The sequence below is a fragment of the Domibacillus mangrovi genome (genome assembly GCF_001906925.1).
GTDB classification, from domain to species: Bacteria; Bacillota; Bacilli; order Bacillales; family Domibacillaceae; genus Domibacillus; species Domibacillus mangrovi.
On record NZ_MRWQ01000009.1, the window covers coordinates 38416 to 63125 of the forward strand.

23 protein-coding genes and 1 other annotated feature (1 of these 24 running past the window's edge) are annotated in these 24710 nt (G+C 42.0%); of the genes, 17 read left to right on the plus strand and 6 right to left on the minus strand.

Annotation, left to right across the window (positions count from 1 at the left end; translation table 11 throughout):
- Positions 1–32: 32 nt before the first annotated feature.
- Entirely contained in the window at positions 33–968 is a 936-nt protein-coding gene (gene cysK / locus BLL40_RS11355) for a cysteine synthase A (RefSeq protein ID WP_073712021.1), read from the minus strand.
- 131 nt (positions 969–1099) lie between these two features.
- Here cysK and thpR point away from each other — a divergent pair, with 131 nt between their 5' ends.
- The 5 genes from thpR to trmB all read left to right on the plus strand — a co-directional run bounded on the left by thpR (position 1100) and on the right by trmB (position 6602).
- Positions 1100–1648: an RNA 2',3'-cyclic phosphodiesterase gene (gene thpR, locus BLL40_RS11360; protein ID WP_073712022.1), complete on the plus strand. Its 549-nt coding sequence runs from the start codon at positions 1100–1102 to the stop codon at positions 1646–1648.
- Between the two features lie 4 nt (positions 1649–1652).
- The gene (locus BLL40_RS11365) at positions 1653–2612 is read left to right on the plus strand and encodes a nuclease-related domain-containing protein (RefSeq protein ID WP_073712023.1); all 960 of its coding nucleotides are present in this window, start codon (positions 1653–1655) and stop codon (positions 2610–2612) included.
- On the plus strand, positions 2609–4744 hold the full coding sequence (gene pulA / locus BLL40_RS11370) for a type I pullulanase (protein WP_073712024.1): 2136 nt from the start codon (positions 2609–2611) through the stop codon (positions 4742–4744). Before BLL40_RS11365 ends, pulA begins: the two co-directional genes overlap by 4 nt.
- Before the next feature lie 144 nt (positions 4745–4888).
- On the plus strand, positions 4889–5695 hold the full coding sequence (locus tag BLL40_RS11375) for a phosphotransferase family protein (RefSeq protein WP_073712025.1): 807 nt from the start codon (positions 4889–4891) through the stop codon (positions 5693–5695).
- Positions 5696–5954: 259 nt separating this feature from the next.
- On the plus strand, positions 5955–6602 hold the full coding sequence (trmB, locus tag BLL40_RS11380) for a tRNA (guanosine(46)-N7)-methyltransferase TrmB (RefSeq protein WP_073712026.1): 648 nt from the start codon (positions 5955–5957) through the stop codon (positions 6600–6602).
- 49 nt (positions 6603–6651) lie between these two features.
- Here the strand turns inward: trmB and BLL40_RS11385 are convergent, their stop codons facing one another.
- On the minus strand, positions 6652–6975 hold the full coding sequence (locus BLL40_RS11385) for a peptidase M4 (RefSeq protein WP_073712027.1): 324 nt from the start codon (positions 6973–6975) through the stop codon (positions 6652–6654).
- A 144-nt stretch (positions 6976–7119) separates the two neighbouring features.
- Here BLL40_RS11385 and BLL40_RS11390 point away from each other — a divergent pair, with 144 nt between their 5' ends.
- The 4 genes from BLL40_RS11390 to murC all read left to right on the plus strand — a co-directional run bounded on the left by BLL40_RS11390 (position 7120) and on the right by murC (position 13115).
- Complete coding sequence (locus tag BLL40_RS11390) at positions 7120–8190, plus strand: M42 family metallopeptidase (RefSeq protein WP_073712028.1); 1071 nt, start codon at positions 7120–7122, stop codon at positions 8188–8190.
- An 11-nt stretch (positions 8191–8201) separates the two neighbouring features.
- Positions 8202–9008 carry a DUF1444 domain-containing protein gene (locus tag BLL40_RS11395; protein WP_073712029.1) on the plus strand — a complete coding sequence of 269 codons (807 nt, stop codon included), beginning with the start codon at positions 8202–8204 and terminating at the stop codon, positions 9006–9008.
- 379 nt (positions 9009–9387) lie between these two features.
- Entirely contained in the window at positions 9388–11607 is a 2220-nt protein-coding gene (locus BLL40_RS11400) for a DNA translocase FtsK (RefSeq protein ID WP_073712030.1), read from the plus strand.
- Positions 11608–11816: 209 nt separating this feature from the next.
- Positions 11817–13115, plus strand: a complete 1299-nt coding sequence (gene murC, locus BLL40_RS11405; RefSeq protein ID WP_073712031.1) for a UDP-N-acetylmuramate--L-alanine ligase — start codon at positions 11817–11819, stop codon at positions 13113–13115.
- Positions 13116–13175: 60 nt separating this feature from the next.
- On the opposite strand, the gene BLL40_RS11410 is transcribed toward murC, so the two are convergent.
- The gene (locus BLL40_RS11410) at positions 13176–14291 is read right to left on the minus strand and encodes an aminopeptidase (RefSeq protein ID WP_073712032.1); all 1116 of its coding nucleotides are present in this window, start codon (positions 14289–14291) and stop codon (positions 13176–13178) included.
- A gap of 154 nt (positions 14292–14445) precedes the next feature.
- Here BLL40_RS11410 and BLL40_RS11415 point away from each other — a divergent pair, with 154 nt between their 5' ends.
- From BLL40_RS11415 to motS, 7 genes are all read left to right on the plus strand, one after another.
- The gene (locus BLL40_RS11415) at positions 14446–14943 is read left to right on the plus strand and encodes a DUF948 domain-containing protein (RefSeq protein ID WP_073712033.1); all 498 of its coding nucleotides are present in this window, start codon (positions 14446–14448) and stop codon (positions 14941–14943) included.
- A 21-nt stretch (positions 14944–14964) separates the two neighbouring features.
- Entirely contained in the window at positions 14965–15681 is a 717-nt protein-coding gene (locus BLL40_RS11420; protein ID WP_073712034.1) for a YtxH domain-containing protein, read from the plus strand.
- 50 nt (positions 15682–15731) lie between these two features.
- Complete coding sequence (gene ytxJ / locus BLL40_RS11425) at positions 15732–16049, plus strand: bacillithiol system redox-active protein YtxJ (protein WP_073712035.1); 318 nt, start codon at positions 15732–15734, stop codon at positions 16047–16049.
- A gap of 211 nt (positions 16050–16260) precedes the next feature.
- Positions 16261–17337, plus strand: a complete 1077-nt coding sequence (locus BLL40_RS11430) for a bifunctional 3-deoxy-7-phosphoheptulonate synthase/chorismate mutase (RefSeq protein WP_073712036.1) — start codon at positions 16261–16263, stop codon at positions 17335–17337.
- 78 nt (positions 17338–17415) lie between these two features.
- Positions 17416–18414, plus strand: a complete 999-nt coding sequence (gene ccpA / locus BLL40_RS11435; RefSeq protein WP_073712037.1) for a catabolite control protein A — start codon at positions 17416–17418, stop codon at positions 18412–18414.
- Between the two features lie 23 nt (positions 18415–18437).
- Positions 18438–19244: a MotA/TolQ/ExbB proton channel family protein gene (locus BLL40_RS11440; protein WP_073712038.1), complete on the plus strand. Its 807-nt coding sequence runs from the start codon at positions 18438–18440 to the stop codon at positions 19242–19244.
- On the plus strand, positions 19241–19969 hold the full coding sequence (gene motS / locus BLL40_RS11445) for a flagellar motor protein MotS (RefSeq protein ID WP_073712039.1): 729 nt from the start codon (positions 19241–19243) through the stop codon (positions 19967–19969). Before BLL40_RS11440 ends, motS begins: the two co-directional genes overlap by 4 nt.
- A gap of 20 nt (positions 19970–19989) precedes the next feature.
- On the opposite strand, the gene BLL40_RS11450 is transcribed toward motS, so the two are convergent.
- The 3 genes from BLL40_RS11450 to BLL40_RS11460 are packed head-to-tail and all read right to left on the minus strand — an operon-like array spanning position 19990 to position 22448.
- The gene (locus tag BLL40_RS11450) at positions 19990–21150 is read right to left on the minus strand and encodes an acetoin utilization protein AcuC (protein WP_073712040.1); all 1161 of its coding nucleotides are present in this window, start codon (positions 21148–21150) and stop codon (positions 19990–19992) included.
- Complete coding sequence (locus tag BLL40_RS11455; RefSeq protein WP_073712041.1) at positions 21147–21794, minus strand: acetoin utilization AcuB family protein; 648 nt, start codon at positions 21792–21794, stop codon at positions 21147–21149. The genes BLL40_RS11450 and BLL40_RS11455 overlap by 4 nt, the downstream gene beginning before the upstream one ends.
- A gap of 21 nt (positions 21795–21815) precedes the next feature.
- Entirely contained in the window at positions 21816–22448 is a 633-nt protein-coding gene (locus BLL40_RS11460) for a GNAT family N-acetyltransferase (protein WP_073712042.1), read from the minus strand.
- Positions 22449–22634: 186 nt separating this feature from the next.
- Between BLL40_RS11460 and acsA the strand changes: the two genes are divergently transcribed.
- Positions 22635–24353, plus strand: a complete 1719-nt coding sequence (gene acsA / locus BLL40_RS11465; RefSeq protein WP_073712043.1) for an acetate--CoA ligase — start codon at positions 22635–22637, stop codon at positions 24351–24353.
- A gap of 151 nt (positions 24354–24504) precedes the next feature.
- Positions 24505–24710, plus strand: a binding site (T-box leader) (it continues 4 nt past the right edge of the window).

A 24710-nucleotide genomic window follows, 5' to 3' on the forward strand; every position in this document is an offset into this window, starting at 1 on the left:
ATGCCCCCTTTTTATTCAAAAGGGGATCCATCTTAGTCTATATATTGAAAAACGTCTGTTGATAAGTATCGTTCACCGGTATCCGGTGCAATACAGATAACGATGTCGTCTTTCGATAATGTTTTCGCCACTTCAATAGCTGCAAAACATGTTGCACCTCCGGAAGGGCCGATTAAAATACCTTCTTCTGCGGCTAAGCGGCGTGTAATAGTGTAGGCGTCATCATCTTCAATTTTAAAAATGGAGTCGTACACATCGATGTTTAGTGTTTTTGGAACGAAGCCAGGGCTTGTACCAACGAGTTTATGTTTACCTGGCTTACCGCCTGATAAGACAGGAGATCCTGCTGGCTCGACGACGTGTACTGTTAAATCGGGATACACCTTCTTTAATTCTTCACCCGTACCTGTAATGGTGCCGCCTGTTCCGGAGCTGGCAATAAATGAGGCAAAGTTCTTTCCAATTTGGTCAACGGCATCGATAATTTCAGCTGATGTCGTGCCGCGGTGAGCATCTGGATTTGCGGGATTATCAAATTGCATGGGAATATAGCTGCCGGGAATATCTTTCGCCAGTTCCATCGCTTTTTCGATTGATCCCATCATTTTTTTATCGCCCGGTGTTAACACGACTTCAGCGCCGTATGCTTTTAAAATATTGATTCGCTCTTTCGTCATTGTATCAGGCATAACGAGAATAGATTTATACCCTCGAGCTGCGGCATTCATTGCAATGCCAATACCAGTGTTGCCGCTTGTCGGTTCGATAATGGTCGCACCGGGTGTCAGTTTTCCTGACTTTTCTGCTTCAATTATCATATTATAAGCAGCGCGGTCTTTTACGCTTCTGCTCGGGTTATAAAATTCTAATTTTACGTATACGTCCGCCCCGTGTTTAGGCGACAGACGCTGCAATTTGACGACAGGTGTATCGCCAATCAAATTTGCAATATTACGAACTACTTTCATTTAAAAGTCATCCTTTCTATACCTTTTATTAAATCACATCATTCAAATAAATCCAATCCATACACAATGATAAAAAAACATAAATGTTATACCTTTTTTTGTTAAACTAAAGATAGATTCAGGAGGAAAAAATGAAACCGCATTATTTTTTGGCGATTGTCATACCCGATGATATGAAAAAAGCTATTTTTCATGAAATGAAGCAGCATCACCTTCCTTTTAAGAAATTTACACATCCAGAAGATTATCATATTACATTAGCATTTATCGGTGATGCAGAAGAAAGATCACTTGAAGAAGTATGTGCCAGGCTGGAAGAATCGCTAAAAATGATACGCTCATTTCCACTAAGGCTTACTTCTTTTGGTACATTTGGTCTGCCAGCATCACCCCGTATTTTCTGGATAGGCACGGACGAACCGGAAGAATTATACCATTTGCAGTCCATTACTGTGAATATCTGCACAAAAGCGGGTTTCAAACTAGATGAAAGACCATACCGTCCTCATTTGACGACGGCGAGAAAGTGGAATGTGGATCAGGCGTATACACCTGTTGCTGCACCAAAGTGGAAGGACATTACAGTCAATGAAGTAGCGTTATATGAAACAAATCGTTTGGAAGAGCCTAAATATACGAAGAAATGGTCATGCTTGTTAAACGAAACGAGAGAGGACTAATATCATGGCGCAGTTAATTAAATTACAAAATTACATATCCCGTTATGAAAATGATTTGTTTCATTATCCAGCTCGCTACGTCCGTTTAAAAAAACAGGAATGGGGAAGGTTTCAAGAGAACTGGACGCATCATAAAGCGGCATCGTTCGTAGAGACCGTCCAGTTAAAAGATGAATGGATGGTTGAAGCGGAAAAAGAACGAACCGGTTTTTTTCGTTCATTCTTTTCAAAAAAAGAGCCTCTGCTGTCGAAGGAAGAAGGGGTTCAGAAGGAAGAAGATGCAACGCTGTTTTCTATTAACGAGATAGAATCGGCATATTTACACACAGAAGAGGATGCAAAGAAGCTATTCGTTGAAAAAATGTATTATTTTCAGGTGAAATGGGCGAGTTCAACGCTGCTTCATAAATCACCTCTTGATCATAAATATTACGTTGATGAACGGTTAAAATTTTTATTGCAGCGTCTGCCCGATACCTTTCTCGTCTTATATGAACCTATTTTACGTTTTCAAAAAGCAACTGTTGAGCTTGATGTCGTCATCATAACGCCGATTGCAGTGTGGTGTCTTACTTTTTTAGAAGAACAAGATGAGGCCGTTTTTGCAGGAACTGAGGAGCGCTTCTGGACGAAAAGATACGGCGATGCCCAATCAAAGCTGCTTAGCCCGATTGTATCGCTGGCGAGAACAGAAACGCTTGTCAAGAAGCTTTTACGGGATGAACAAATTGACCTTCCAATTCGAAAGGCGATTTTATCCCGAAACGGCTATATTGACTATCCCAGCGCACCGACAGGTATGGACTATATTGATAAACGTGCGTTTGACACTTGGTTTCACTATATGAGAAAGATGTCATCGCCGCTTAAGACGATTCAGCTAAAAGCTGCTAAAGCATTGCTGGATCAGGCAGACACGATCAGCATCCGCCGCCCCGAATGGGAAGAGGAGGAATTACAATGATGAACACCCGTCCATTTAATGCGTATTTAGATAGATTAAATGAAGTGACCGTTTTGTTACCTAAGCACTACTATGATGGACAGTCTGCTTTTTTTTACATCGAAAGCGGGCATGACGTGAAAAAAATGACGATTGTGGCAAAGCAGGAATTTGAGATGATGGTGAAGTATGTTTGCCGTATATCCGAAACGCCAGATTTTGGGTCCGGGCATATTATTCTCGATGAACGGTTGATGCGGACTGATTTGCAAATAGGATCGGTCATTCGAACAGAAGAATTCGATCAGTTATTTTATTACGATGGTGAGCTCGGAGCGATGTATAGCCCAGAGGAAACAAACTTTCGCGTATGGGCACCAACTGCCACAGAAGCATTCGTAAAGTTTAAAGAACGTTCTGATAGTCCGCTTCGCTACATTACGATGAAACGGGGACCCCGCGGTACATTTGAAGCCATATTGCCTGAACAGGCAGAAGGGTATTATTATCAGTATCAAGTGCGTATTAATAATATTTGGCATGAAGCGGTAGATCCCTATGCGAAAATGGTGTCTGTCCATAGTGAATGGGCGCGTATTGTTAATGAAAATCATATGCATGTCCCACAAAATAAATTGCCGCCGTTTTCGTCACCGCTCGATGCGGTTATTTATGAAGCGTCTATTCGGGATTTATCTGTTCAGCCAGAAAGCGGCATTAAACAGCGTGGAAAGTATCTTGGTTTAACGGAAGAAGGAACACAAAGTCCAGACGGGCAGCCGACAGGACTGGATTATGTAGCTTCGCTCGGCGTAACACATGTTGAATTTTTACCTTTTTTTGATTTTTTCGGCGTTTCGGATGTGGATGCATCTGCCAACTATAATTGGGGATACAACCCGCTTTATTTCAATGTTCCTGAAGGCAGTTTCAGTACAAACGCCACGAATTTATATGCTCGTGCAGTGGAACTGAAGAGGATGATTGAAGCCCTTCATAAGAAAGAACTACGTGTCATTATGGATGTCGTCTACAATCATGTATTTATTCGTGAAACGTCTTCATTTGAACGACTCGTTCCTGGTTATTATTTCAGACAAGGGCCAGATGGTATGCCATCAAACGGATCAGGATGCGGCAATGATTTTGCTTCGGAGCGGAAAATGGCAAGGAAATTCATTTTTGATTCGCTTGAATACTGGTTAACAGCGTACAATATTGATGGGTTCCGATTTGATTTAATGGGGCTGATCGATGTGGAAACGATGCAGGAAGCGGTAAAGAGGATACGTGCCAAGAAACCCGATGCGATCATTCTCGGAGAAGGGTGGGATTTAAATACATCACTTCCAGCAGAGAGAAAAGCGACGATTCAAAATGAACAGCAGCTACCAGGTACCGCCTTTTTCAATGATCGGTTTCGGGATTCTATTAAAGGAAGCACGTTTCAATTATTCGAACCGGGCTTTGCCTTTGGGAATAGTCAATTGATGGATCATGCCTTTGCGGCGTATACAGCAAATGTAGGGTGTGCAGGTATTGACCGTTTATTTCATTCACCTGCACAATCGGTGAATTACGTGGAATGCCATGATAATTATACGTTATGGGATAAACTGGAAGCTTGTTTTCCAGGAGATACCTCACAAAATAAACGAAAACACCGGCTTGCAACCGCATTTGTCTTATTGTCCCAAGGTATTCCATTTTTACACGCTGGACAGGAATTTTGCCGGACCAAGCATGGAGTTGAAAATAGCTATACGAGTTCTGATATCATTAATCAAATCGACTGGCGGAGACGCGGGGAATATATCGATCAAGTGGATTATGTGAAAGGTTTAATCAAGCTCCGTAAATCACACGGTGCATGGCGAATGCGGACAGAAGAAGAGATTTGTCACCATATTGTGAGGTGGCCATCAAATGTCGATACATTGTCGATCTGGTTAAGAGATGTCGCCATCTATGGTGAATGGCATGATATACTGCTATCATTCAACACTGGTGCTTCCATTTCAAGTTTTATTCTTCCAGAAGGCGACCCGTGGGACCAAATTGTATCTAGTTCAATTGTTGGCACTACACCCATTGCAAAAGGACTTGTCACTGGCTATGTAGACGGATTTAGCTGTGCGGTTTTTGTTCGGTAGCTTTGTCTTGAAATGAACTGGTCGAAAGCGGGTATTCATGATACAATACTTCATACAATAAAGAGTACGATATTATAAATTAAAAAGACAGTGATTGTTTTACAAAGCGGCTGCTGTCTTTTTCTGTGAAACAGGTGAAGCATTATGGAACACTTTCTTGGTGGAGACTGGGAAATAATACCGGCAGGCGGTATAACCGGAAAAGCATTTTTTGCAAGACAGGGGGGACAAGAGCTGTTTTTAAAACGGAACTCATCTCCTTTTCTTGCTATGCTCTCAGCTGAAGGAATCGTTCCAAAACTGGTCTGGACGAAGCGGCTTGAAAATGGGGATGTTATCTCAGCGCAGCATTGGATGAATGGGCGAGAGCTTACGCCGGAAGAAATGAAATTGGACCGTGTTGCAAAAATAATGGGGAAAATTCATTCTTCAGACCCGCTATTGTCCATGCTGAAGCGGCTTGGTAAAAAGCCTTTTTTGCCATCCATGATGCTGGATGAAGTTTATGCGACAATCGACATGATGTATACGCACCCTGACGTGGCGGCAGCAGTCCGATATCTTGAAAAACAGCTTCCATCAGTGCCTGAATCTCAGTTTGTCGTCTGTCATGGTGATGTAAATCATCACAATTGGCTTTTGTCTGATGAGGATGAACTGTTTTTAATCGATTGGGATGGAGCGATGATTGCCGATCCGGCAATTGATCTTGGTACACTGCTGTTTGGCTACGTTGAACGAGATAAATGGACAAGCTGGATAGCGCAGTATGGTATCAGGTTAACACCGTCTTTTTTTCAGCGGATGAAATGGTATGCGACCGCGCAGCTGTTATTATCAATTGAATGGGACGGCGAAAAAGGACGCTTTCATGACATGAACAAAAGCATCGCTGCGTTACACCGGTTAATGATTGAAGAGAAAAATGTATCCCATATTAACAGGCAGTAAGATCCCCAAAAAAGCAACAAAAAGAAGGCTTTACTGGGGGATCAATTGCCCGTAAAGTTCGATTGGTTCGGACCAGGCTGAGCCTGCTCACTCCGGTATTGCCGCAGGATGCGGCGCTCTTTACCTGAGTTCCTGTTTATTCAGTGGGGTAAGATCGTCACGTCCAGTGACAACGTCTGTATGATTCACATCCTGTGAACCTAAACCCCCCCCACTGAATGAAGTTTCACTTTATACAGAAATGGAGAGACGAGGTACAATGCGTTTAAGAAATAAACCGTGGGCACGTGAGAAAATCGATGCTCATCCGCAATATATTATTCCAGAGTCGTTTGATGTAAAAGGCCACTGGCATGACGTTTTCGGCAACAATAATCCGATTCATATTGAAGTTGGTACAGGAAAAGGCCAGTTTGTGACCGGTATGGCGAAACAAAACCCAGACATTAATTACATAGGCATTGAACTGTATGAAAGTGTTATTGTCTCTGCACTAGATTTATTAATTGAAGCAGAGGTACCGAATTTGAAATTATTAAATGTCGATGGTTCTGATCTTCTGAATTATTTTGAAAAAGGGGAAGTAAAACAAGTGTATTTAAACTTCTCTGATCCGTGGCCAAAAACGCGCCATACGAAGCGTCGTTTAACGTATAAATCATTTTTAAATTTGTATGAAGAACTGTTGCCAGAAGGGGGCGAGGTGCATTTCAAAACGGATAATCAAGCCCTTTTTGAATATTCCCTGAAGAGTTTTTCAGAATACGGTATGCTGCTTACATATGTCAGTCTAGACTTGCACAACAGTAAGTTTGAAGGCAATGTGATGACGGAATATGAAGAGAAATTTTCAGCAAAAGGCCAGCGTATTTACCGGTCAGAAGCGAAATTTCAACCGCATCTATAAAGTGGGATAAAAAAGCTTAAACGGTCATGACCGTTTGAGCTTTTTTATATTAATGAATGGAATGTACGTTTAAAAGTGTACCTGTTTTTGCATCAGCTGCAAATTCAAATTGTTCACTGCCGGTTTCACCTTGACGGGAAATACCGCCTTTATACACTGAAACCTGAAAACCATTATGTGCGTAATCTTCCGGTTTCATTTGAATCCATGAGCCGTTGATCGGACCTTGTTGTTTAAATGTTTCTTTAATTTGTTTCAATACTTTCTCAGGCGGTGTATTCTTTGACCCAGACGTTTGTTTTTGAATGAAAACGGCAGCGGCTGCTCCAACGGCTGCACCGATCAAAAAAGTTGTACGATCACACTTTATCATGTTTTATCCCCCTGTCTCTCTGTTCATATCCTTTTAAAGTATACAGGATTTCTTCATTTCGGAAAACTAAAAGGCACTTCATTCCAAACTGAGGACTATTTCCGGTATAATGAACGAAAAAGAAGTGCCGGGAGGAGATCGATCATGAAACGGGAAACGAAAGATATGTTTAAAACATTAACAGAATTGCCGGGTGCACCAGGAAATGAGCATGCAGTGCGCGCATTCATGAAGAATGAAATGGGGCCATATGCAGACTCGATTATTCAGGATGGACTCGGCAGCCTATTTGGCGTCAAAGAAGGTAATGAAAATGGGCCGCGTGTGATGGTGGCGGGTCACATGGATGAAGTTGCTTTTATGGTAACCGCTATTACCGATAACGGGATGATTCGATTTCAAACGCTTGGCGGCTGGTGGGGCCAGACGATGCTTGCCCAGCGTGTTCACATATTTACGAAAAAAGGACGAGTAGAAGGTGTTATTTCATCGACACCACCGCATTTGCTGACAGAAGACCAGCGCAATAAACCGATGCAAATTAAAAATATGCAAATTGATATCGGAGCAGACGATAAAGCAGACGCTGAAGCGATTGGCATTAAGCCGGGTCAGTCTATCTTGCCTGTATCGGCCTTTACACCGCTCGCCAACCCGAAAAAAATCATGGCAAAAGCATGGGATAATCGGTATGGATGTGGGCTTGCGATTGAGCTGTTAAAAGAATTGCATGGCAAAACGGTGCCGAACATGCTTTACTCAGGAGCGACTGTACAGGAAGAAGTTGGTTTGCGAGGTGCACAAACAGCCGCTCATTTAATTAACCCAGATATCTTTTTTGCACTTGATGCGAGCCCTGCGAATGACACAACCGGCGATAAAACTGAATTTGGCCAGCTTGGCAAAGGAGTACTGCTGCGCATACTAGATGGAACGATGGTGACGCATAGCGGCATGAGAGAGTTTGTGCTTGATACAGCCGAATCAAATAGCATCCCCTATCAATATTTCGTCTCACCGGGTGGAACGGATGCCGGACGCGTTCATACGACGGGAAATGGCGTACCAAGTGCAGTAATAGGCATTTGTTCCCGATATATTCATACACATTCATCGATTATTCATACAGATGATTATGAAGCCGCGAAAGAACTGCTCGTGAAACTTATTACAGAACTTGATAAAACGACGGTTGATACGATTAAAAACAGCTGAAAGAAGGAATTATGTGTATGAAAACGAATAAATTGAGAAGAAGGCTAGAAGAACAATTAAAGAGGGATAACCGGACGATCACGTTTGACCAGGAAAAAGAAGAAATGCGTTTTGAAAACAGCGATACAAAAAAAGGCGTAACGGTTACACTTGGCGGTATTCTCGCTAAATTTGAAGGAAATGTAGAAAAAGCAGCGGAAGAAACAATGTATTATGTCAATGAAGCATTAAATGCGTTTGACGGTTCTGGAAAAAAGGAAGAAAAAGAGAAACGCATCTATCCCGTTATTCGCGCGGCCTCGTTTCCGAAAGAAGCAGAAGAAGGCGTACCCTTTTTTTACGATAATCATACAGCGGAAACACGCATTTATTATGCCGTCGATCTTGGCACAACGTACCGGCTTATTGATGAAAAACTGATGACAAAGGAAAAATGGACGGCGGGGCAGATTCGGGAAATCGCTCGATTCAATTTGCGCTCGCTTCCGCTAGAAATGAAGCAGGACACGGTTGCTGGCAATATCTTTTATTTTTTGAATTCAAATGATGGCTATGATTCAAGCCGTATTTTAAACGATCGATTTTTAAAAGAGATGAGCGAAAAAGTGGAGGGAGATATGACCGTGTCTGTTCCTCATGGCGACGTGCTGATTATCGGAGATATTCGCAATGTGACGGGTTATGATATTCTCGCTCAGATGGCGATGAGCTTTTTCGCTGCTGGACGTGTTCCCATTACGGCTCTTTCGTTTATTTATGAAGAAGGTCAACTCGAACCGATTTTTATTATGGCACAAAGTCGTCCGCAAAAAGACTGATCTTTTACGGACGGTCTTTTTTTATTTTGTAAAAGCCCGGTAACTGAATAAAGATTCACTTTATCCCGCATTAACGGGCAGTAAGCCCCCTTCTTCAAGACTTCGAAAAGAAAAGAAGGATAAGCAGGGGATCAACTGCCCGTAAAAGCCCGATTGGTTCGGGCCGGCTGAAGCCGGTCACTCAAGTATTGCCGCAGGACGCGGCGCTCTTTACTTGAGTTCCTGTTTCATTTTTCATTCAGTGGGGGATGAAGAAAACCCCCGCTGAATGAAGTATCACTTTATCCCCATCTAATTTCCCAAAATGCTGTTTTTCTGTTAACAATTCTCATAATGCTGTTACAATGAAGAAAACTTCAAGTGGAAAGAGTGGTTAAAAATGAACATGTTTAAAAAAATCCTCTCTTATTTTAGAGAAGAAATTTACATAATCGAAGAAGATGAAACTGAACAACTGAAGAGTGAAGAAATAAAACGCGATGAACAAGAAATGAAAAATGATGTAACAAATCAGCATTTGCTGGAGAGAGAAGTAAAATCAAAAAAGGAGCGTCATGTACCGTTGATCAATGCGGCACCATCTGCGCAGCAAATTTCAACGCGTGTCGCTTACCGCTATCCGACTGTAAAGCGCGACGATGAACCGATACTGCCGCGTAAAAGACAACGTGATCGCATAAGTAAAATCGAAGCAGAAGAGCCTGTAAAGCATTATGAACAGCCGAGGCCTGCAGCCGCTTCGCGTAAGACACCTGGGCCATTTCGTCCAACCGAAATACCATCGCCGATTTATGGATTCCGCACGCGTCCAACAGAAGAAGATGCACGAAGCATCAGCAGTGAAGAACGGGAAGAACAGGAAAAGCCGCTTCTTGTATTGACGAAAGAAACCGTAAGCCGTCCGTCTGAATCGGAAAAACCGGCGCAGATGAAAATGAAGCAGCAAGAAAAGCCGCTGGAAATAGTGAGTAAACGAGAGCCTGTTCATAGTGAATCGGAAAAACGGCCGTCAGCTGACCGCCCGGAACGATCACGCGAAAGACGACATTCTCCTTTTAATGTGATCATGCTGAAAAAAGATCGTGAAAAAATAGTGGAACCAGTAAAGAAACCGGTCTCGGCGATGAAACAGGTCCCAGAAACAGTCGTGAAAAAGGCAGAACGAGTCGTTATCGAAGAGGCCATTGACCGTCCGTCGCTCTCTATTTTGACACCGCCATCAAAAAAGCCAATAGATGATGAATGGGTCTCGGAAAAAACAAAGCGATTAAATGAAACGTTTAAAAGTTTTAATATTGATGCTAAAGTAACGGGTGTCACGACCGGACCAGCCATTACCCGATTTGAAGTCACACCGTCAATCGGCGTAAAAGTGAGTAAAATCTCGAGCTTATCAGACGATATAAAGCGCAGCCTAGCTGCGAGAACACTCCGGATTGAATCACCGATTTCGGGTACTGAAGTAGTTGGCATTGAGCTGCCCAACGACAAAAGCCGCTCCGTTTTTATTAGTGAAATTATCAGTCATAGTAAATTTCAGTTGGCTAAATCGCCGCTTGCGTCCGCACTTGGCCTTGATATTGCGGGGGAACCCGTCGTAATGGATCTACAAAAAATGCCGCATGGACTAATTGCCGGTGCAACGGGTTCAGGAAAAAGTGTGTGTATTAACTCGATATTAGTCAGTCTTTTGTATAAAGCGGCGCCGCACGAATTAAAACTGCTTCTCATTGACCCGAAAATGGTCGAGTTGACGCCTTACAATGGAATTCCACATTTGGCTAGCCCCGTCATTACTGACGTTAAAGCGGCTACAGCGGCATTGAAGTGGGCCGTTGAAGAAATGGAGCGTCGTTATCAGTTGTTTGTTCATGCTGGTGTACGGGACATCACTTCCTACAATGCGAAAGTAGAGAAGTCGGAATTTAATGAACCAAATTTGCCCTATCTCGTTATTGTTATCGATGAACTCGCTGATTTAATGATGATAGCCCCGTCGGAAGTGGAAGAAGCCATTTGTCGAATTGCTCAAAAAGCGCGTGCTTGCGGCATTCATTTAATCGTCGCTACTCAGCGTCCGTCTGTTGATGTTATTACCGGTCTTATTAAAGCAAATATTCCGACGCGAATCGCTTTCTCTGTATCATCACAAATTGATTCTCGTACCATTTTAGACAAGGTAGGGGCAGAAAAGCTGCTTGGCAAAGGCGATATGTTATTTTTAGACAACGGGGCGAGTGAAGCCGTTCGTTTGCAAGGAACATTTGTTACAAATGACGAAATTGATGAAGTTGTTCGATTCGTCAAAGAACAGCAAAAACCAGAGTATTTATTTAAACAAGAAGAACTTCTGCAAAAAGCAGTCGTTCAAGATGAAGAGGATGAATTGTTCCAAGAAGCTTGTGAATTTGTTGTCCGGCAGGGTGGGGCATCAACATCGATGCTACAGCGAAAGTTAAAAGTCGGATACAACCGTGCAGCCAACTTGATTGAAATGATGGAAGAACAAGGACTTGTCTCGGGTCAACGTGCCGGGCGTCCGCGTGAAGTGCTCGTATCTGAAGAAGAACTGTTTGCTTTTTTTAAAGAGATAAAGTGAAACTTCATTCAGTCGGGGTTCTTACTGCCCGTTAATGTGGGACAAACTAAGAAACCGGTGCCAGGGCATCGGTTACTTAAGTGGCATAGTCATGATTTTAAAAAAGTGCTATAATGTACAAATGCAATGATTTGACTGCCATTCGTTTCAAAATAAACGATGATACATATACTGTATGTAGCAGGTTAGAGAATGTTGGAGGTTTAATGATGATAACCTATCATTTTGTTGGAATAAAAGGCTCGGGAATGAGCGCCCTTGCGCATATTCTTCACGAAAAAGGATATGCAGTACAAGGTTCAGATATCGAAAAAACGTTTTTTACACAAAAAGCACTTGAAGATGCAGGCATTTTAATATTGCCATTTAACGAAGATAATATTCAAGAGGGCATGACGGTGGTAGCTGGCAATGCATTCAGTGATGACCACGAGGAAATTAAGCGTGCAGAGGAAATCGGGGTGCCGGTTATTCGCTACCACAAGTTCTTAGGTGACTTCATTCAAAATTTTACGAGTGTAGCAATTACCGGATCACACGGCAAAACATCAACGACTGGTTTAATGGCACATGTCATTAGCGGTGCAGCGCCGACATCATACTTAATTGGAGATGGAACAGGGTGCGGAGTAAAAGATGCACAGTATTTTGCATTTGAAGCGTGTGAATATCGCCGCCACTTTTTATCATATGCACCGGATTATGCGGTTATGACGAATATTGACTTTGATCATCCGGATTATTTTGCCAATGTCGACGACGTATTCTCTGCTTTTCAGGAAATGGCAAAGCAGGTGAAAAAAGCGATTTTTGCATGTGGTGATGACGAATATTTACAAGGTATTCAAGCAAACGTACCCGTTGTATTTTACGGTTTTGGTGAAGAAAATGATTTTCAGGCCCGCAACGCTTCGTTTGACGAAAATGGTACAACTTTTGATGTCTTTGTGCGCAACGAATACTATGCAAATTTCCGTATTCGAGGCTATGGAGACCATAATATTTTAAATGCGCTCTCCGTCATCGGTCTCTGTCAATATGAAGAAATTGATACAAATATTGTGCAAGAGCGTCTCCTAACCTTCTCAGGTGTGAAGCGCCGTTTTACGGAAAAGAAAGTAGGCGGCCAAGTGTTGATTGATGACTATGCGCATCATCCAACAGAAATTCGCGCAACCATTAATGCAGCTCGTCAAAAGTATCCGGACCGTGAAATTGTGGCTGTCTTCCAGCCACATACATTCTCACGGACACAAACCTTTCTTGATGAATTCGCAGACACTTTAAATAAAGCAGATGCGGTTTATTTATGCGATATATTTGGCTCAGCCCGTGAAAATCATGGCAAGCTGACGATTGAAGATTTGCAGAAGAAAATTCCGGGAGCAAGATTAATGAAAGAAGAGGGCACAGCAGTGCTTGAAGAACACGAATCAAGCGTTCTTATTTTCATGGGCGCCGGTGATATTCAAAAGTTCCAGGCTGCGTACGAACAATATAGTGCATAACAGAAAAACGCCCTCGCTGGTTTTAGCGAAGGGTGTTTTTTCGTTGCTAACTACACACCTTTACTTCAAGTTATCCGGATTCAAACCATCCAGCTCAGGCAAGACGAACAACCCATCTTTTCTGATCAAAACATCGTCAAACCAGATTTCACCGCCGCCATATTCTGGACGTTGAATGTTCACCATATCCCAGTGAATATTTGAATGGTTGCCGTTGTATGCTTCTTCATAACATTCACCTGGTGTAAAATGGAAACTTCCAGCGATCTTTTCATCAAATAAAATATCTTGCATCGGATGCAGTATATATGGATTGACACCTATCGCAAATTCACCAATAAAGCGAGCGCCCTCGTCTGTATCAAAAATCGTATTAATTCGTTTTACGTCATTGGCATGGGCATCTATAATTTTTCCATTTTCAAACCGTAACTTCACATTCTCAAACGTAAAACCGTTATATGGAGATGGTGTATTGTATGAAATAACGCCATTCACGGAATCGCGAACGGGTGCTGTATATACTTCGCCATCTGGAATATTTAAACGGCCGGCACACTTAATTGCTGGAATATTTTTAATGGAAAATATTAAATCGGTCCCAGGTCCTTTCAAATGAACTTGATCGGTCCGGTTCATCAATTCAACAAGCGGGTCCATAGCGGCCGCCATTTTTCGATAATCAAGGTTGCACACGTTAAAATAAAAATCTTCGAATGCATCTGTGCTCATTTTGGCGAGTTGTGCCATTGATGTTGTAGGATATCTTAAAACAACCCATTTCGTTTTCGGCACACGAATATCACGATGTACTTTTTTACCGACTGTATTCCCTTGGATTTTTATTTTTTCTGCTGGAACATCTGCGTGTTCATTAATATTGTCGCCGGCACGGAGTCCGATGTATGCATCCATTTCTTTCATCATATTTGCTTCGAAATCCGCCATTAAATCAAACTGTTTGTCTACTGCACCCATTAAAAGTGAACGATCAACACGGTGATCTTTCAATAAAACAAATGGCCATCCGCCTGCTTTATATGCTTCTTCAACAAGTGCTGTGACAAGCTCACGCTGAAGACCAAAGTTTTCAATTAACACTTTTTCACCCGGCTGAATCTCACATGAGTAGTTAATTAAATTGGCTGCCAATGTTTGAATTCTTGCATCTTTCATAAAAAACGCCTCCATTTCATCTATTTCATTGTACGACGATCGCTATTTTTGTGCAAAAGAAGGAAAAAAGAGAATTTTAAAGAATATTATTAGTGTTTAGATTTAGCAGAACAGGGTAATTTTATTAAATATAACATGCAGGAGGTGTCACGGAGTGGAAATCATTCTTTACTTAAGCGCAGCTGTTGCGGCAATTGCGTTTCTTATTTTGGTCATTAATTTGTCCAAAACATTAAAATCAGTCGATAACACGCTCGACACGCTGTCTCGGACAGTAGACCGTCTGGAAGGACAATTGAAAGATGTGACAGCGGAAACAGCAGAACTGCTACATAAAACAAATGTATTAGCTGAAGATGTCCAGCATAAAACGGAACAGCTCAACACAGTGGTTTATGCAGTGAAAGATGTTGGATCATCTGTTCATAATTTGAATCAATCTCTAAGAAAAGTAACGACGACAGTGGCTTCACAAGTTGAGAAAAACCAGTACAAAATTTCACAGGCTGTCCAATGGGGCAATGTTGTGAAACAAATGGTGGATAAGTTTAAAGAAGATAAAGAGGGACGTACGAATCAGACTTCGTCAGCTGGTCGTAATGAAGTACTTCCTGTCAGCACAAACACAAATCAGTATCAAAATAATCTATAAAACAAAAGGAGCGTTTTATTTATGAGAAATAATAACACATATGATCAATTCAATATTAAAAAGAACGATGCAACCGCAACAAAGCAACCACAGTATGACAATTTAGACTTGAATACAGACCGCTACAATAATGACGATTCAATCAACACAAAAGATTTTATTATCGGTGCATTGTGTGGCGCGTTTATCGGCGCGGCGACGGCACTCATGGTTGCACCAAAATCAGGACGTGAACTACGCGATGATTTGAACGTGCAGGCAGGTTCATTAAAGGAACGTGCAAGCGGATTGACAGATACAGCTAAAGATAAGACGTCTACTTTAACAAAAACAGTTCAAGAGCAATCGACAGCGATTGTTGATAAAGTGAAATCATTAAAATCAGGCGACAAGTCGGCAAATTCTGCTTTAGGAAATGAAGAGGACGCAGACGCAAATTCTATTGTCGAAAATGTGGATGGTGCAGTAAAAGACACAGTAGACACAACAGCTGATGCTGCCAAAAGCAAACTTGATGAAACGAAAAAAGCATTTGATGATATGGAAAATTCGTCCAGTGTATTAGCTTCTGCTGATACAACAGATACCTCTCAAAAACCAAAATCAGAAGGATGGACTGACCCAGCTGGCAAAGGAATCGATGAGAAAAAGTCAAACAGCGGCTCAAACAGTACTAACAGTAATACCAATGGCAGTAACCATAATAATAAAAACATTAGGAAAGCAACTAATAGATAATAAAAAGCTGGGCTTGTTCCAGCTTCTTTTTGACTCAAGGAGGATTTAGAATGGAGAAGATTGACGTAATTGCCCAATTTGAACAGTTGATTAAAGAAAAAGAAGCCTTTTTTTTGTTAAAACATAGTATAACATGTCCAATAAGTGCAGCTGCATTTGATGAATATGAAGCATTTTTAAATGAAGAAACAAATCAAACAGGATATTATCTAGCTGTACAGGATTCGCGTGAACTATCAAACTACATTGCGGAAACGGCAGGCATTCGCCACCAGTCGCCACAAGTCATTTTTTTTAAAGAAGGCAAGCCTAAATGGGATGAATCCCACTGGAAAATTACGAAGAGTAATTTAGCAGCGATTCGCTAAAACGTTGTCCAGACGCATTTTGTCTGGTTTTTTTACACGAAATTACTTTAGTGCTTAAAAGCGTTTAATTAATAAAGCAAGTTTTTCGTGACAATTCGAAATGGATGAATTATAATAACGTTAATAACTCGCACCGGCTTTTAAAGGGCACTCCTCTTTAACGTTAATTGCGAGAATAATTTGAATTTCTACTTGCGGAAGGATGATAAAAGTGAGCAACCAAGAACTGGACCAACTGAGAGGTAAAGTGGACGAGATGAACGTCCAAATTTTAAAGCTAATTAACGAGCGTGCAGAGCTTGTACAAGATATAGGCCGAATCAAAGAAAAACAAAGCGTGAATCGCTATGATCCAGTCCGCGAGCGTTCGATGCTTAACACACTTTTAGAAAAAAATGATGGACCGTTTGAACGTTCAACGGTTGAACATATTTTTAAAGAAATTTTCAAAGCGAGTCTTGAATTGCAAGAGGATGATCATCGAAAAGCACTTCTCGTTTCTCGTAAAAAGAAACAAAGCGATACGATCGTTACTGTTCGCGGTCATCAAGTAGGCAATGGTACACCGACATTCGTATTTGGTCCATGTTCAGTAGAGTCATATGAACAAGTTGCTGAAGTGGCAAAATCGATTAAAGGAAAAGGCTTGAAAATGATGCGCGGTGGAGCTTTCAAACCACGTACATCACCGTACGACTTCCAGGGTCTTGGTCTTGAAGGATTGAAAATCTTGAAGCGTGTAGCCGATGAATTTGATCTTGCTGTTATCAGTGAAATCGTTAATCCAGCTGATGTTGAAATGGCATGCGAATACATTGATGTCATTCAAATTGGTGCGCGTAACATGCAAAACTTTGAGCTTTTAAAAGCAGCAGGTTCTGTTAAAAAGCCAATTCTCTTAAAACGTGGTCTTGCTGCAACAATTGATGAGTTCATCAATGCGGCAGAATATATTTTAGCACAAGGCAATGATCAAGTTATTCTTTGTGAGCGCGGTATCCGTACGTATGAGCGTGCAACACGTAATACGCTTGACATTACAGCTGTGCCGATCTTGAAGCAAGAAACACATCTTCCAGTCTTCGTTGATGTTACGCATTCAACAGGCCGTCGTGATCTTCTTCTTCCGGCAGCAAAAGCAGGACTTGCGATTGGTGCAGATGGCATCATGGCAGAAGTACATCCAGACCCAGCTGTAGCCCTTTCAGATGCGGCTCAACAAATGAATTTACAACAATTTGATGAATTTTACACGGAAATTCTTAAATCCATACCTGTAAAATCATAAAATTTAGACTCCTGTATTTGCACAGGAGTCTTTTTTCGTTAATATAGAGAGAAGGAAACAAGAAGGAGTGAAACCCATATGAATATTACCATTTATGATGTAGCACGAGAAGCAAGTGTATCGATGGCAACCGTATCGCGTGTAGTAAATGGAAATCCAAATGTAAAACCTGCAACGAGAAAGAAAGTCAATGAAGTTATTGAACGTCTTGGCTATCGTCCAAATGCAGTTGCACGGGGACTTGCCAGTAAAAAAACAACGACAGTCGGTTTGATTATTCCAGATATCTCAAATATTTTTTATGCAGAACTTGCGCGAGGAATTGAAGATATTGCGACAATGTATAAGTACAATATTATTTTAAGCAACTCGGATCAAAATGAAGAGAAAGAAATGCGCCTTATTCAAACGATGCTTGGCAAACAAGTAGACGGCCTTATTTTTATGGGAAATCACATTAATGATGAGCATGTAAAAGAATTTGATCGTTCTCCGGTACCGATTGTACTGGCTGGATCCGTGGAACAGACAGGCAAGGCACCATCTGTTACAATCGACTATAAAGAAGCAGCGCGTGAAGCTGTTCAGCTTTTAATAGATAAGGGGCATACACGCATTGCATATGTGGCTAGCCCGTTCCATGATGTGATCAATACATCTTATGTGTTTGCTTCGTATAAAGAAGTTCTTGAAGAAGCAGGAATTTATGCTGAAGAGCTTGTTATAGAGGGAGACTATACGTATGATTCGGGTCTAGAGGCATGGCAGAAGCTGCATGATGTGAATGGCAGGCCAACAGCGGTTCTTGTCTATAATGATGAGATGGCGCTCGGTGTCGTTCACGGGGCACAAGATGATGGCTTAAATATACCGAATGATTTGGAAGTGATCAGTTTTGATTCAACAAAACTATCGCTTATGGTACGTCCGCAGCTAACAGCGGTTGTGCAGCCATTGTATGATATTGGGGCTGTAGCGATGCGCCTATTGACGAAATTAATGAACAAAGAAGAAGTCGATAATCCCGTTGTTGTCCTACCGCACCGTATTGAAAAACGGGGTTCAACGAAAGTTTAATAAAGGATAGGACGGTTAAAAAAATGAAAAAGCTGGACATGTTAACGCCGCTCGGAATGGCAGTAGGTTTGACTCTTGTCGCGTTTGCGATCATTTCAAGCGGTGGTGTAATGGGGTTTGCTACATTTATTGATTTTGCTTCTTTCTGTATTGTCATTGGCGGCATAATGGCGGCATTATTGATCAATTTTCCATTGAAAGATCTAAAACACTTTTTCCATGTAATGAAAGAATCATTTATGGAAGAGCCGCGTGATATTTCAGCATTGATTAATCGTCTTGTGCAGCTGTCAGAGATAGCCCGCCGCGAAGGCTTGTTGTCTTTAGAGTCGGGTCTTCAAAAGGAAGATGAACCTTTATTACAAAAAGGTATTTTACTTGCGGTCGATGGTATTGAACAAGAAGAACTTGTTGAGATTATGATGGCTGAAACGGATGCGCTAGAAGAACGACATCGAAAAGGGCGGCTCATTGTAGAAAAAGCAGGTGAATATGCGCCCTCATGGGGAATGATCGGGACACTGATTGGTCTTGTACTTATGCTGAAAAATTTAAATGATCCCGCATTACTAGGTCCGAATATGGCTATTGCGCTATTGACGACGTTATATGGATCGCTTCTTGCTAACCTTGTTTTTTTGCCAATGGCATCTAAATTGGAATTAAAAACAGAAGAGGAAGTATTTTACCGTCAAATTATTATTGAAGGGGTAGCAGGTGTGCAGTCTGGGCAAAACCCGAATATGCTTCGTGAAAAATTGAACGTGTTTTTAATAGATCCCTACAGCAAGGGTAAAGGTGAAAAAGCAGAAGAGGAGATTGAGAAATGAGAAGAAAGCACCGGGCTCCTGCAAAGAAAAGCGCCGGGCCAAAGTGGATGGTGACCTTTTCCGATCTCGTTACGCTTATTCTTGTTTTTTTCGTTTTGCTGTTTTCAATGTCGCAAATTGATAAAGCGAAGTTTCAAAAGATTTCGGAGTCGTTTCGCGATCAGCAATCATTTGACGAAAATTCGTCAATTGTTCCGGGAGAGTATCCAAATGAAGAGATAAAACCTGGTGGTGAAGCGTCACTTGATCAGCTTTACGAAGAAATAAAGGTATTTTTACAAGAAAATGACCTGGGGCAAACAGCGGACGTGATACGTGATGAACGCGGCGTCGTGCTTGTGCTGGAAGAAAAGCTTTTGTTTGACAGCGGTAAAGCAGCATTAACGCTTGGATCGTATACATATATGGAGAAAATCGGCACGCTTTTTGCCGATATGCCGAACATGATTAAAGTAGAAGGACACACAGATAATAGGCCGATTCAAAGTGCCGTTTATCCATCTAACTGGGAACTGTCCACTTCCCGTGCATCGAGTGTCATTCGGTATTTTATTAATGAATTTTCCCTAGAGCCGGCGCGCTTTGTGGCGGTCGGATATGCAGATACGAGACCACTTGTGCCAAACACAACAGAAGAGAACATGCAGAAAAACCGCCGAGTCGAAATTATTATGATTGATCCGGTATTGGACGATAAAGTAAAAGAGACGCAGCCCCGGTCATAGCCTCCCGGAATGCGTCTCTTTTATTTTTTATGGTCGCGGATCGGATATAACAGCTTTTCTACTGTTAAACGATTTTTCTCATTAATCTCTTCTTTTCGTGGAATAACAGGATACATATTGTCTGGATCAGTCCAACTAACAGGAAGAGGATGAGGGGCTGTTTGTTGCCACTGTTTAGTCCACTCCTTGGGAAAGTGATTGATCAAATGAGTCTGACCACTCATTTCCAACCAGAGAAGTGACCAAGCACGAGGCACGACCCGCCATATATCATAACCGCCACCACCGACTGCTATCCAACGGCCATCGCAATATTCATGTGCTAGTTCGTGCGCCAGTTCCGGAATACGCTTATAAATGTTCATCGACGTTGATAAATGAGTGAGCGGATCATAATAATGAGAATCGGCTCCATTTTGCGTTACGATGACATCTGGTTTAAAAAAGTGTGTTACTGCACGAAGTGTGGTTTCATACGAATCGAGCCATGATTCATCTTCTGTAAACGCATCCAGCGGTACATTAAATGAATATCCGTATCCTTGTCCGTGGCCACGTTCATTTACGTTCCCGGTGCCAGGGAAAAGATAGCGACCTGTTTCATGAATAGAATATGTACATACATCCGGATCGTCGTAAAAAGACCATTGAACGCCGTCACCGTGATGTGCATCTGTATCAACATATAATACACGCACTTTGTATTTTTCCTGCAAGTATTTAATGGCCACCGAGCTATCGTTATAAATGCAAAAGCCCGAAGCTTTGCCACGGAAACCGTGATGAAGTCCACCACCTAGATGTAGGGCGTGATTGGCTTTTTCCAACATGACTTGATCTGCTGCGGTTAAAGTACCGCCGACAAGGAGAGCGCTCGCTTCGTGCATCCCTTCAAACATCGGCGTATCTTCTGTGCCAAGCCCGTAACCGTCACCGGCCGATTCAGATAATTCACCTCGACCTGCTTTTTTGACTGCATCTATGTACTCACGATCGTGGATAAGCGCTAATTCATCATCCGTTGCGTTGCGAGGTTCGACGATGTCGCTTTCATTTAGTGCACCCATTTTACGAAGCAAATCAATCGTCAACGTAAGCCGAAACTGATTGAAAGGGTGATTTTCTGAAAACCGATAGCCTAATAATTGATCAGAATGTACGAAGACAGCATCATGTTTCATGAGCTCACTCCCGGCATATTTGGCCAGAGAACATGATGACCTGCTTTTTTCAAGTCGTCGACTACCCCGATTGGATTCATCGTCCGAATGCGGAACACAATCACTTTATAGTTTTCATCGTTTCGATCTGGATAAACGAGAACACTATGAATATTCGCACGCCGGGGATTGAGTACTTGTAAAATTTCAAACAGCATACCCGCTTTATTCGGTACTTTTACTTCAATGCGTGAACCTGGCTGATTGACGCCTGTTAATTCAACAAATGTATGCAGCACATCCGTTTCAGTTAAAATGCCAACAATGTCACCATTTTGAACGACGGGCATGCAGCTGATGTTATGTTCATAAAATGTTGCAGCAATGTCTTCCACAAAATCAAGTGGGTGACCGGTAATCACATTTTTCTCCATAATTAGACGGAGCGGTTTATTTAATTCTTCTTCACCGGTTTCTTTCTGCAAAATCGAAGGTGTCGCGTCTTTAATATCACGATCGGTCACAAGCCCGACGAGGGCACCTTCTTTATCAGTAATCGGAATATGGCGGACTTTATGATCACGGCAAAGCTGAAGTGCTGTCGCAATCGTGTCATCTGGTGATAACGTATGTACGTTTACTTGCATAACTTCTTCTACAATCATCTGTCAGTCCTCCTTGGTTTATTAATACATGAACCGATTCATGAACCTTATTTGATCAAATTTTTGAATCGAGTCTTGATCAACACGTGCACCAATTCGCACCATTAAGCAGTTAGCGGGATGGGAGCTGATTTCGGGGTCATCCGTTGCGTACCAGACGAGTCCGCCAACATTCATCATCTTCTCCATTATTCTTCGATATTCCCATACATTTAAACCAGTTCCATTTAAATCCCAGTGCCAGTAATATTCGGTTGTGATGACAATATAGTCTTCCATTTGATCATCCATCATCGCTACCTTAAGCATGTGTTGAGCGACGCGTGCACCACGAAATTCAGGAGCGACTTCAATCGCCCCGAGTTCGATCAAATTATCCATTTTCGCTTCAGACCAGCGTTCAAGCGGGTCCGGATATAAAAATGTGACATACCCGACAATGGTATTACCGTTTCTTGTAATGATAATTCGTCCCTCGGGAAGTTCTGCAATTTCAGCAAGTGCTTTGTGTTGTTGTTCGGGTTGACGAAATGCGACAAGCCCTTCATGGAAATCATATTGTGAAAGTGATTCTGCCGTGACAGGCCCTTCAATAAATAGCTTTCCGGCCGGTATTTCCACATCTTTTGAATGATACGTTTTACTGTGCTCCATTAGATCACCGCCTTTACAATTATCTGTATTAAACATTATACTTCATTCTCTATAAAATAAGGCATTATCAAAAAACTTTCAAATAATCAATATAATCTTAACAAAAAGAATTTTGAAAAAATTGAGAAAAGGTTAAAAGTATTATATAATATTTTTGTTAATCTATACATAAAGGGGAATCGGATTATGAGATTGGAAGCGCTCCCAGCAGGCCAGGGGAATTATAATTTAAAAAGTTATGAAGAGACATATGCTTCTTTTGATTGGAAAGAAGCAGAGAAGGCTTTTTCATGGTCTGAAACAGGAAAAGTAAATGCTGCTTATGAAGCGATTGACCGTCATGCCGAATCTGACAAAAAAGATAAAGTAGCCCTTTATTATCGTGATGCAAATCGGAATGAGAAATACACATTTGCAGATATGAAGATGAATTCAAATAAATCAGCTAATGTGTTAAAAGAGTACGGAAATGTAAAAAAAGGAGATCGAGTTTTTATTTTTATGCCGCGATCACCAGAGCTTTATTTTGCCGTTATCGGAGCGATTAAAGCAGGTGCCATCGTAGGCCCATTGTTTGAAGCGTTTATGGAAGGAGCTGTCCGAGACCGTCTGGAAGACAGCGAAGCGAAAGTGATCATTACGACATCGGATTTGCTTGAACGTATTCCAGTGAGCGAACTGCCGCATCTTGAAAAAGTATTTGTCGTGGCAGACCGTGTTGAAGAAGACGACAAACATATTGATTTTCAATCGAAATGGAACGAAGCATCAGATGAGTTTGATATTGAATGGGTGGATCGTAATGACGGATTGCTTCTTCATTACACATCAGGCTCAACAGGCAAGCCAAAAGGTGTTTTGCACGTACATAATGCGATGATTCAACAGTATCAAACAGCGAAATGGGTACTGGATTTACAAGAAAATGACGTCTATTGGTGCACAGCTGACCCTGGCTGGGTAACAGGGACAGCTTATGGGATCTTTGGACCGTGGCTGACAGGTACAACAAACGTCATTGTTGGAGGGCGTTTCAGTCCGGAAACATGGTATGGAACAATTGAAGAATATAAAGTGACAGTCTGGTATAGTGCACCAACAGCATTCCGTATGCTAATGGGCGCAGGCGATGAAATCGTGAAAAAATTTGACCTATCTTCACTCCGCCATATTTTAAGCGTTGGCGAGCCGCTTAACCCGGAAGTCGTCCGCTGGGGCAAAAAAGTATTTGACTTACGCATTCATGATACATGGTGGATGACTGAAACAGGCGCGCAAGTTATTTGTAACTATCCGGCAATGGATATTCGTCCAGGCTCAATGGGTAAACCGATTCCAGGTGTGAAAGCAGCGATCGTTGATGATCAAGGAAATGAACTGCCGCCAAACCGGATGGGGAACCTCGCAATTAAAAAAGGCTGGCCGGCGATGATGAAGACGATTTGGAACAACGAAGCAAAATACGAGTCCTATTTTATGCAGGGTGACTGGTACGTATCAGGCGACTCCGCATACATGGATGAAGACGGTTACTTCTGGTTTCAAGGCCGTGTTGATGATGTTATTATGACGGCGGGCGAGCGGGTTGGACCGTTTGAAGTGGAAAGTAAACTCGTTGAACATCCAGCCATTCAAGAAGCAGGTGTTATTGGGAAACCAGACCCGGTCCGCGGCGAGATCATTAAAGCATTCATTGCGCTTCGTGACGGCTACGAGCCATCAGATGAGCTGAAAGAAGAAATCCGCCAATTCGTGAAAAACGGCCTCGCGGCACATGCTGCACCGCGTGAAATTGAATTTCGCGACAAGCTTCCAAAAACGCGTTCTGGTAAAATTATGCGCCGTGTCTTGAAAGCATGGGAACTCAATTTGCCAACAGGTGATCTTTCTTCAATGGAAGATTAATGCGTTTTCAGCTGTTCCGATTTTCGGGGCAGCTTTTGTTTTTGTGAATGGTCAGAGATGGGTTTGAGTGGTTAAAAAATACGCCGAACGGTCATCAATTCAGTTTGACAAACAGAAATAAGCTCGCTACAATGTTTCTGTATATAAAATAAATAAAGCGTTGAACGGAATAAGTAGTCCACTGTCACTGTTTTTAGAGAGCTTTCGGCCGGTGAAAGAAAGCACAAACAGATGGATGAATTACCTCCTGGAGCTTTCACCGTGAATTTTTAGTAGCGGCTGACGTAACCGTCGTTACCGGTTTAAGTGGAGAAATCAAGTTTCTCAAGTTTGGGTGGTACCGCGCGTTAGCGTCCC

Coding starts and splice junctions, on each gene's coding strand:
- cysK (WP_073712021.1), bottom strand. CDS start 968: ATGAAAGTAGTTCGTAATATTGCAAATTTGATTGGCGATACACCTGTC.
- thpR (WP_073712022.1), top strand. CDS start 1,100: ATGAAACCGCATTATTTTTTGGCGATTGTCATACCCGATGATATGAAA.
- BLL40_RS11365 (WP_073712023.1), top strand. CDS start 1,653: ATGGCGCAGTTAATTAAATTACAAAATTACATATCCCGTTATGAAAAT.
- pulA (WP_073712024.1), top strand. CDS start 2,609: ATGATGAACACCCGTCCATTTAATGCGTATTTAGATAGATTAAATGAA.
- BLL40_RS11375 (WP_073712025.1), top strand. CDS start 4,889: ATGGAACACTTTCTTGGTGGAGACTGGGAAATAATACCGGCAGGCGGT.
- trmB (WP_073712026.1), top strand. CDS start 5,955: ATGCGTTTAAGAAATAAACCGTGGGCACGTGAGAAAATCGATGCTCAT.
- BLL40_RS11385 (WP_073712027.1), bottom strand. CDS start 6,975: ATGATAAAGTGTGATCGTACAACTTTTTTGATCGGTGCAGCCGTTGGA.
- BLL40_RS11390 (WP_073712028.1), top strand. CDS start 7,120: ATGAAACGGGAAACGAAAGATATGTTTAAAACATTAACAGAATTGCCG.
- BLL40_RS11395 (WP_073712029.1), top strand. CDS start 8,202: ATGTGTATGAAAACGAATAAATTGAGAAGAAGGCTAGAAGAACAATTA.
- BLL40_RS11400 (WP_073712030.1), top strand. CDS start 9,388: ATGAACATGTTTAAAAAAATCCTCTCTTATTTTAGAGAAGAAATTTAC.
- murC (WP_073712031.1), top strand. CDS start 11,817: ATGATAACCTATCATTTTGTTGGAATAAAAGGCTCGGGAATGAGCGCC.
- BLL40_RS11410 (WP_073712032.1), bottom strand. CDS start 14,291: ATGAAAGATGCAAGAATTCAAACATTGGCAGCCAATTTAATTAACTAC.
- BLL40_RS11420 (WP_073712034.1), top strand. CDS start 14,965: ATGAGAAATAATAACACATATGATCAATTCAATATTAAAAAGAACGAT.
- ytxJ (WP_073712035.1), top strand. CDS start 15,732: ATGGAGAAGATTGACGTAATTGCCCAATTTGAACAGTTGATTAAAGAA.
- ccpA (WP_073712037.1), top strand. CDS start 17,416: ATGAATATTACCATTTATGATGTAGCACGAGAAGCAAGTGTATCGATG.
- BLL40_RS11440 (WP_073712038.1), top strand. CDS start 18,438: ATGAAAAAGCTGGACATGTTAACGCCGCTCGGAATGGCAGTAGGTTTG.
- motS (WP_073712039.1), top strand. CDS start 19,241: ATGAGAAGAAAGCACCGGGCTCCTGCAAAGAAAAGCGCCGGGCCAAAG.
- BLL40_RS11450 (WP_073712040.1), bottom strand. CDS start 21,150: ATGAAACATGATGCTGTCTTCGTACATTCTGATCAATTATTAGGCTAT.
- BLL40_RS11455 (WP_073712041.1), bottom strand. CDS start 21,794: ATGATTGTAGAAGAAGTTATGCAAGTAAACGTACATACGTTATCACCA.
- BLL40_RS11460 (WP_073712042.1), bottom strand. CDS start 22,448: ATGGAGCACAGTAAAACGTATCATTCAAAAGATGTGGAAATACCGGCC.
- acsA (WP_073712043.1), top strand. CDS start 22,635: ATGAGATTGGAAGCGCTCCCAGCAGGCCAGGGGAATTATAATTTAAAA.